Below are 7,675 nucleotides of genomic sequence, written 5' to 3'. Positions count from 1 at the left end.
GGCCAAGCTTGTCGCCCTGGCGGCGGCCCTGCTGCCGTCGGCCGCAACACTTCCCCTGATCGGCCGCCTGCAGCGCCGCAGCAGCGATCCCTGCCCCTGCGGTTCAGGCAAGACCTTCAAGGAATGCTGCCGCATTCGCCATCGGGGGATTGCCGCCGAAGACAGTTGATTGGCGTGGCAGCGTCAGGAGGCACGCTTGCGGCTTCCGGAGGCATCAGGGGGCGAGTTGATGTCGCGTGCGATATCGAAGAAACTTCGCTTTCATGACGGGCCATTGTGGACGCTATCGCCTCATCAGCCGGATGGTTTCGAGACCTAAACACGCAACCGCGGAACGCATGGCGCTCACCGCCGCTGGGCAGCTCCCGCACACCTTCAAGTTCGGCTCGACGGCTGCTTTGCGCCGCCATGTCCGGCCCTTGCCCACGAACTCCTAAAGATCGCGTCGACTGCTAAACCTTTTGTCACATTTCGAATACACGACCTAGGCCATACTGGGACAAAGGCCCCGATGGCGTGGTTGCCCCGGCACCTTACTTGCCGCCAGACCTGTGCGATCATGTATATACCACGGAGGACGCAACTAATCCGTGCCTTGCTGAAACCCTATTCGACAGAGGAAAGCTAAACCGATGAAAAGGACCAGCCTTATACTCTTTGCGCTCATATTAGGGGTCGAACCTTCATTCGCAATCGAGCGGTTGAATGCCGGCTCGACGACCTGCGCCGCCGCTCAGCGGATTATCGCCCGCGATGGAGCGGCCATCCTGCGTTATCCGTCTGAGAGAGTACCTGGTATGACGCTTTACAAACGATACGTGCGCAATAAGGCCCAGTGCGACAGCGATGATGAAGCCGCGCCGACATCAGTCAAGACCGCTGACGAGCCACGATGCCGGCTGGCGCGTTGCCGTTCGTCTTCACACAATCAATCGAGGTGAGGTTCGCAATGATAGGTGTTGCCTTCTTTGCGCGGATCCGGCGATCACCAACCGGGGTAAATAGACCTGGCGCACCGGCGAGAAGTTGCCTGCTAAGCGTCATGTTTGGCACTCCTCGATGCACTTGGCTTTGAAATCGTGATGCACTGAAAGAAATAATCGAGCGAGTGTGCGTCACGCATATTCTTCGCCGCAACATCCTTCATATGAGGTGAAAAGCCGATATAGGAATTCTGGCAAAGCCAGCATGGCCGCTGCCCATGGCTAAACTTGATGATCCGAAGGCTTGTCTTGTTGCAAACGGTCTATCAGGTTCCCGGTAAACAGCTGTGGTCTAGTCGGGCGTAAGGAACTGATTTACTTTAAGAAAAGTGGTGCCGCTTACGTGACTCGAACACGTGACCCCATCATTACGAATGATGTGCTCTACCGACTGAGCTAAAGCGGCAACTTGGCGGCCCAACTGGGCGGCCGTGATTTGCATGGCGCTGATACAGGCATTGTTTGAAGATTTCAAGCACCCTGTCGTGCCTTTGAAAAAAAAGACGCTCCCCTGTGGAAGGTGGCGCGGCTCAAAGCGCGAGGCGTGCGCGCGCTGCCCGGTATTCGCTTTCCAGCCTGTCAACGAGCTTGGCGACCGGCTCAACCGCCTTGATGGCGCTGATGCCCTGACCGCTGCCCCAGATGTCTTTCCAGGCCTCCGCGCAGCCGCCTGCCTGCGCGAAACCCATCTTCGATGGGTCCGCCACCGGCAGGTTGTCCGGGTCGAGGCCGACGGCGTGGATCGATGGTTTCAGGTAATTGCCATGCACGCCGGTGAAATAATTGGAATAGACGATGTCGTTTGCAGCGCCCGCGACAATCGCCTGCTTGTAGGCTTCGGTGGCGCGCGCTTCCTCGGTCGCGATGAACGGCGTTCCGATATAGGCCATGTCCGCACCCATCGCCTGTGCTGCAAGGATCGCGCCGCCGGTGGCGATCGCGCCTGCCAAAAGCAGCGGACCGTCGAACCATTCACGGATCTCCTGCACTAGAGCGAAGGGTGACAGCGTGCCCGCATGCCCCCCGGCGCCCGCCGCTACCGCAATCAATCCGTCGGCACCCTTCCTAATCGCCGAATTGGCGTGGCGGTTGTTTATGACGGCGTGGAGCACGATGCCGCCATAGGAGTGTACGGCCGCATTCACCTCGGGCACGGCACCGAGCGAAGAGATCACGATAGGCACCTTGTATTTGACGCAGAGGCGCAGGTCGTGCTCCAGCCGCTTGTTCGACATGTGGACGATCTGGTTGACGGCAAAGGGTGCTGCCGGCCTGTCCGGATTGGCGGCGTTGTGGGCGGCGATGTCTTCGGTGATCATTGCCAGCCATTCGGCGAGCTGGCTTTCCGGCCGGGCGTTCAGCGCCGGAAAAGCGCCGATCACGCCCGCCTTGCATTGCGCCAGCGTCAGGGCCGGATGCGAGATGATAAAGAGCGGTGAAGCAAGAACCGGCAGTCTCAGGTTTTTGGTGAGGATTTTGGGAAGGGACATTGCGTTTCACCATCAAATTGACGTTTACGAAAACGTCAATTTGATACCAGACTTGATGAGCTAGGAAAAGAGCATGCTTGAGTGCCGAGGTGTCGATTGCGCAGAGATCGGCTGTCGGGATAAGTGGGCAAGGGTGGGGTAAGAGCCATATTTATTGCCTGCGATTCGAAATGCTGACAGCCGCAAGACTTGCGGTTTTCAACCATTGACGCTACCGAGTTTTGTTAGGCATTTGTAAAGATTTCAGGGTGATGCCTGATGCCAGCATGAAGGATCGGATGTGAGCGGATTAGAAACGGCAATCAGAACGGCGCTTAACAACTCCGATCGCGATAATCCGGAAGTCCGTGCAAGGATTTATCAATCGGCCCGCCAGGCGCTGGAGGCCGGCCTTCGCAAGCAGGATATCACCGACCGGGAAGCGGTTGCGCATCATCGTCATCGGCTCGAAACGACCATTCACATGATCGAGGCCGAAGAACGCGAGCGCCTGCATCCGCGCCAGGGTCCACCGGAAGTGCCCGTTCCGCCCGTCGCCGAAATCCCACCGCCGGTCAGGCACGACGAGCGCTTTGAACATGACGCGCCTCAGGTCGGCGGTGAAACACGAGCCTATTCGGCAAGGCCTGCCTACGACGAGTCGAGGCTTGATGACGTCCATGCCGCTGCGTCCGATCATCTCGGCGCTGCGCCTCAGACCGGCGAAGGCCTTGCACCCGAAAGCCGCCCCTCCGCCCATATGGATTTCCGGCCGGAGGGGGCTGCAAAGCGCCGCAAGCCGCGAAAATTCTTCTCGCGGCTGCTTGTCTGGTGCGTGCTGATCGCCTTCATCGGCATGGGGGCCTGGTGGGCTTATAAGTCCGGCCTCTTCCTGACGGCGGCCGAGCGCGACACCAGCGTCGCCAATCCGCCTGCCAGTACCGAGCCGGAAGACTTTGATGGTGCGGACGAAGGTGCCGCGAACACGGCACCGCATGTCGATCAGCCGGTCACGATCGACCCGCAGAACAGCTTCTCTGCGGAATGGATTGAGATATTCAAGCCTGCCGACGCTGCCAAGATCGAAAGCGGCCCGCGGGCGCGGACGGAAAACATCGCCGAAAACGATGGTCCGGCCGTTCGTTTGATCTCGGAAAGCAATGGCGCCGATGGCAATATCGGCATCAGCGTTCCCAAAGACGTACTTCGAGAGCTCGCCGGCAAATCCTCGACGATCGCGATCACGTTGCAATCGACGAGCGACGAGCCGACGCAGGTGATGGTCGAATGCAATTTCCAGACGCTCGGCAATTGCGCTCGCCATCGGTTCAGCGTCACCCGCGAAAAGTCCGACGCTCTGCTTCAGGTTACCTTCGACCGGTCGTTGGCGCCGAGTGGCGATGGCAGGCTGATGATCAACAGCGATGTCGACGGCAAGGCGCGGGGCATCAACCTCTACGCCGTGCGCATCCTGCCGGGGCAGTGACCCTTATTTGAGAAAGCCGGAGCCCGCGCCGATGATCTTGTCGTCGAGATCCCCAATCGCCTTGTCGTCCTTTCCGTCGTAATCCATTTTCTTCAGCATGTGACGGATGAGGTTGAGCCGCGCGCGGCGTTTGTCGTTGGCGCGGATGACCGTCCAGGGCGCAAATTCCGTATGCGTCGCCTCGAGCATCCGCTCGCGTTTGTCGCTGTAGTCGCCCCATTTGGTGAGCGCCGCGATATCCATCGATGAAAGCTTCCATACCTTCAGCGGATCGTGCCTGCGGTCGTGGAAGCGCTTGAGTTGCATCTCGCGGCCGATATCCAGATAAAACTTGAAGAAGTGAATGCCCTCGTGGGCAATGATCCTTTCCAGCTGCGGCGCTTGCTTGAGAAAATCCTCATATTGCTTGGGCGTGCAAAACCCCATGACCGGTTCGACACCTGCGCGGTTGTACCAGGAGCGGTCAAAGAGAACGAACTCGCCGGCCGTCGGAAACTGGGCGATGTAGCGTTGGAAATACCATTGGCCGAGTTCGCGGTCATTCGGCTTGGCGAGTGCGACGACGCGGGCAAGGCGCGGGTTCATGTGGGCGGAGGAGGCCGAGATGGCGCCGCCCTTGCCGGCCGCATCGCGGCCTTCAAAGAGCGCCATCACCCGTTTGCCCGTCGCCTGCAGCCAGAACTGCACTTTGACCAGTTCGATCTGCAGCTTTTCCAGCTCTTCGAGATACTCTTCCTCTTTCAGCTTTTTCTTGTAGGGGAAATCTCCCGATTCCAGCGCCTCTTCATCGATCCAGTCGGGAAGCACCGGATCATCGACATCGAAGACGCGCTTCTTGCCCCTGATGTCCAGTTCAACCGCGCGGCTTTCGACAGCTTCGGCCATATTTCCTTCTCCGCCTGTGGCTTTCTTCGCAGGCGATCATATTTTTCGTTGAAAATCAAATCGGTCGCGGCAGGCAAATTCCTGTGTGTATCGGTTGCGGCTTTTGCGGCAAATGGCAGGGGCGGAAAACTTCTGTCATGAATCACGGCTATCAGGCAGAGTTTGAATGTAAGAACGAACCGACCGGGCGAGGAACATTTGGAAGACGAAATGCCATGGACAACGGGGCTCATGGCCCGCATCCGGCAGCAGCGAACGGTGCTGCTCGCAGCGATCGTCATTGGCCTCGTTGCGCTTGCGGCCGGCATGAACAAGTGGGCGGTGCTGGCGCTTCTTGTCTTAATGATCGCCATTGTGCTTCTAAACAGCATGCCGGCCGTGCAGGCAAAGCTTGCGGAACCGCCGGAACTCGAACCGGAAGCGCCCGCAAGTCTGCTGCCCGCCGTCTCCGCAACGCTGGCTGGCCTCGATATACCCGTGATGCTCCTCTCAGGCGATGCCTCCGTTCTCTTCCAGAACCGCGCCGCGGAAAGGGCCTTTGGCGAAGTGGTGATCGGGGCGCATATTTCTGCACGCCTGCGCTCGCCGGGCATTCTGGACATGGTGGGAGAGACGATCGCCACCAACGCTCCCAATCAGATTGAGCATTCCGAGCGCTTGCCGTCGGAGCGCGTCTATATTGTTCGCAGCGCGCCGATCGACCTCGGCGGAGCCGGGAATGGCGAGCGCTTCTTCTTGCTTTCGTTCCGCGATATCTCCGAGGTGCGGCGCATCGATCGCATGCGGTCGGATTTTGTCGCCAATGCCAGCCATGAGCTGCGGACTCCGCTTGCGTCGCTCCGCGGTTTCATCGAGACGATCCAAGGCCCGGCAAAGAATGATCCGAAGGCGCAGGAGCGCTTCCTGGGCATCATGTTCGACCAGACGACTCGCATGAGCCGCCTTGTCGACGATCTTCTCTCGCTTTCCCGTCTTGAGCTCAAGTCGCACATCGCACCGGACGAGAAAGTCGATCTCGTGCCCTTGCTCGGCCATGTCAGGGACGCGCTGGTGCCGCTTGCCACGGAGGTTGGCGTCGAAATCAATCTGCACCTGCCGGAGGGCAAGGCGGAGGTTCTCGGAGACCGCGACGAACTGGTCCAGGTTTTTGAAAATCTCATGGAGAACGCATGCAAGTACGGCCAGGAAGGCAAGGTCGTCGATGTCCACGTCAAGAATGCATCCGGCGAGGCCGTTGAAGTCAGCATCGCAGATAAGGGCCCGGGCATTCCCGCGGAGCATGTGCCGCGCCTCACGGAGCGGTTTTATCGCGTCAATATAGAGGATAGCCGCTCCAAGAAGGGCACCGGTCTCGGTCTGGCGATCGTCAAGCATATCCTGACGCGCCACCGTGCACGGCTGATCGTCAAGTCCGAAATCGGTAAGGGAACGGAGTTCACCGTGCGTTTCTGACGACGTAAACCTGGAATAATGGTCGTGGATTTTAGGCCGAAATCCCGATTGAAGACGCAAAAAAACGGGCCCGCGAGGACCCGTTTCCATTTGTTACTTATCCGGCTCAGCTTGCGCGGGCTGCCGCCCGGCGGCGTTCGTTGACCGGCTGATAGGCAAGGCGCTGATGATAGCTGCAATAAGGGGAAGAGTCCGGGCTGTCGCAGCCGCAGAAGTGGAAGTCGTCCTTCAGCGGGTCGCCGACCGGCCACTTGCAGGTGCGCTCCGTGAGTTCCGTCAGACCGAGACGGCGGGAGATCGGCACGACAACGTTTGCGGCCGGACGATAGTCCATCTCCTCCATGAGATCGATCTCGACCTCTTCCTTGAGCATCGTCGCGCCCTGCTGGCGCGTGACGGTGCGCGTTGCCATCCGCGATGCATAATTCGGTGCGCGGACAGCCGAAGTATTGCGCTTCGGCGCGCGTGCGGTCGTCGTCGCGCCGCCGGCCTTGGCGCGACCGGGAAGGCTAAGCCTGTGGACCTTGCCAATGACCGCGTTCCTGCTCACTCCGCCGAGCTGCGCCGCGATCTGGCTCGCGCTCAACCCTTCGGACCAAAGCTTCTTGAGTTTTTCGACACGCTCGTCTGTCCAGTTCATGCCCTGTCTCCGCCGTTTAGCGTTGTGAAGGCAGAATCCCTCACCCTTGCTCCGGATACGTCCGAAGCAGGAAACGCCTGACCAATTGTGGTGACTAGTTCCGCCGCATGCAGTCTAGTAATTGAGTTTTAACCTAGTGTGAGGCTGACTCCGTGACAAGAGTCGCGGGAATCCGGATGAATCGAATTTCAAGTTTTCCCCAACTTGCTTCCCCAGCGAGTCATTTCTGCAACATTAGCTGTTGATAAACAGCTCGCCTGATCGGCTGTCGGCCGCATGCGCCCAAATCCGCAGTTTTGTTGACATTACGGCGCGAAACGTAAATAGTGGCCCTCGCCGCCGAAAGGCGGCATTTTTAATTTTTCGGGCCTGGTTTTTAGCCGGAGTCCGGTTGCCCTAACGCCGACAGGAGACCGCGCCATGGCTCAAGCCGCGCCGCTATATGACACCTATTCTCGCGCCCCTTTGCGGTTCGAGCGAGGTGAGGGCGTGTGGCTGATCACCGAGGGCGGCGAGCGATATCTGGATTTTGGCGCAGGCGTTGCCGTAACGTCCGTCGGCCACTGCAATCCGCATGTCGTTGGAGCCCTGAAGGCCCAGGCCGACAAGGTGTGGCATCTGTCGAACATCTATGAAATTCCGGGCCAGGAGGCGCTTGCCAAGCGGCTGACCGACGTCACATTCGCCGACAAGGTGGTTTTTACCAATTCCGGGGCCGAGGCGCTGGAATGCGCGATCAAGACCGCGCGTCGCTATCAGT

At 59.2% G+C, this 7,675-nt stretch carries 7 protein-coding genes and 1 tRNA gene; 4 read left to right on the top strand and 4 right to left on the bottom strand.

Annotated elements, in window-relative coordinates:
• On the top strand, window positions 1-169 hold a 169-nt coding region (locus tag C9413_RS24260; protein WP_170251003.1), incomplete at its 5' end, for an SEC-C metal-binding domain-containing protein.
• Between the two features lie 1,144 nt (window positions 170-1,313).
• Here the strand turns inward: C9413_RS24260 and C9413_RS24255 are convergent.
• A tRNA-Thr gene (locus C9413_RS24255) sits at window positions 1,314-1,389 on the bottom strand.
• A 124-nt stretch (window positions 1,390-1,513) separates the two neighbouring features.
• Window positions 1,514-2,473 (bottom strand): nitronate monooxygenase family protein, encoded by a 960-nt coding sequence (locus tag C9413_RS24250; RefSeq protein WP_170251002.1) that lies wholly within the window; start codon window positions 2,471-2,473, stop codon window positions 1,514-1,516.
• A 280-nt stretch (window positions 2,474-2,753) separates the two neighbouring features.
• Here C9413_RS24250 and C9413_RS24245 point away from each other — a divergent pair, with 280 nt between their 5' ends.
• On the top strand, window positions 2,754-3,938 hold the full coding sequence (locus C9413_RS24245) for a hypothetical protein (protein WP_039843832.1): 1,185 nt from the start codon (window positions 2,754-2,756) through the stop codon (window positions 3,936-3,938).
• 3 nt (window positions 3,939-3,941) lie between these two features.
• On the opposite strand, the gene ppk2 is transcribed toward C9413_RS24245, so the two are convergent.
• Window positions 3,942-4,823 carry a polyphosphate kinase 2 gene (gene ppk2, locus C9413_RS24240; RefSeq protein WP_039843833.1) on the bottom strand — a complete coding sequence of 294 codons (882 nt, stop codon included), beginning with the start codon at window positions 4,821-4,823 and terminating at the stop codon, window positions 3,942-3,944.
• 231 nt (window positions 4,824-5,054) lie between these two features.
• Here ppk2 and phoR point away from each other — a divergent pair, with 231 nt between their 5' ends.
• Complete coding sequence (gene phoR / locus C9413_RS24235; protein ID WP_039843834.1) at window positions 5,055-6,275, top strand: phosphate regulon sensor histidine kinase PhoR; 1,221 nt, start codon at window positions 5,055-5,057, stop codon at window positions 6,273-6,275.
• A 106-nt stretch (window positions 6,276-6,381) separates the two neighbouring features.
• On the opposite strand, the gene C9413_RS24230 is transcribed toward phoR, so the two are convergent.
• The gene (locus tag C9413_RS24230; RefSeq protein ID WP_039843835.1) at window positions 6,382-6,915 is read right to left on the bottom strand and encodes a GcrA family cell cycle regulator; all 534 of its coding nucleotides are present in this window, start codon (window positions 6,913-6,915) and stop codon (window positions 6,382-6,384) included.
• 420 nt (window positions 6,916-7,335) lie between these two features.
• Here C9413_RS24230 and C9413_RS24225 point away from each other — a divergent pair.
• On the top strand, window positions 7,336-7,675 hold a 340-nt coding region (locus C9413_RS24225), incomplete at its 3' end, for an aminotransferase class III-fold pyridoxal phosphate-dependent enzyme (RefSeq protein WP_170251001.1).

The sequence above is a fragment of the Rhizobium sp. SEMIA 4085 genome (assembly GCF_013004495.1).
Taxonomy (GTDB): domain Bacteria; phylum Pseudomonadota; class Alphaproteobacteria; order Rhizobiales; family Rhizobiaceae; genus Rhizobium; species Rhizobium gallicum.
This window is presented reverse-complemented; position numbering and strand designations above follow the sequence as displayed.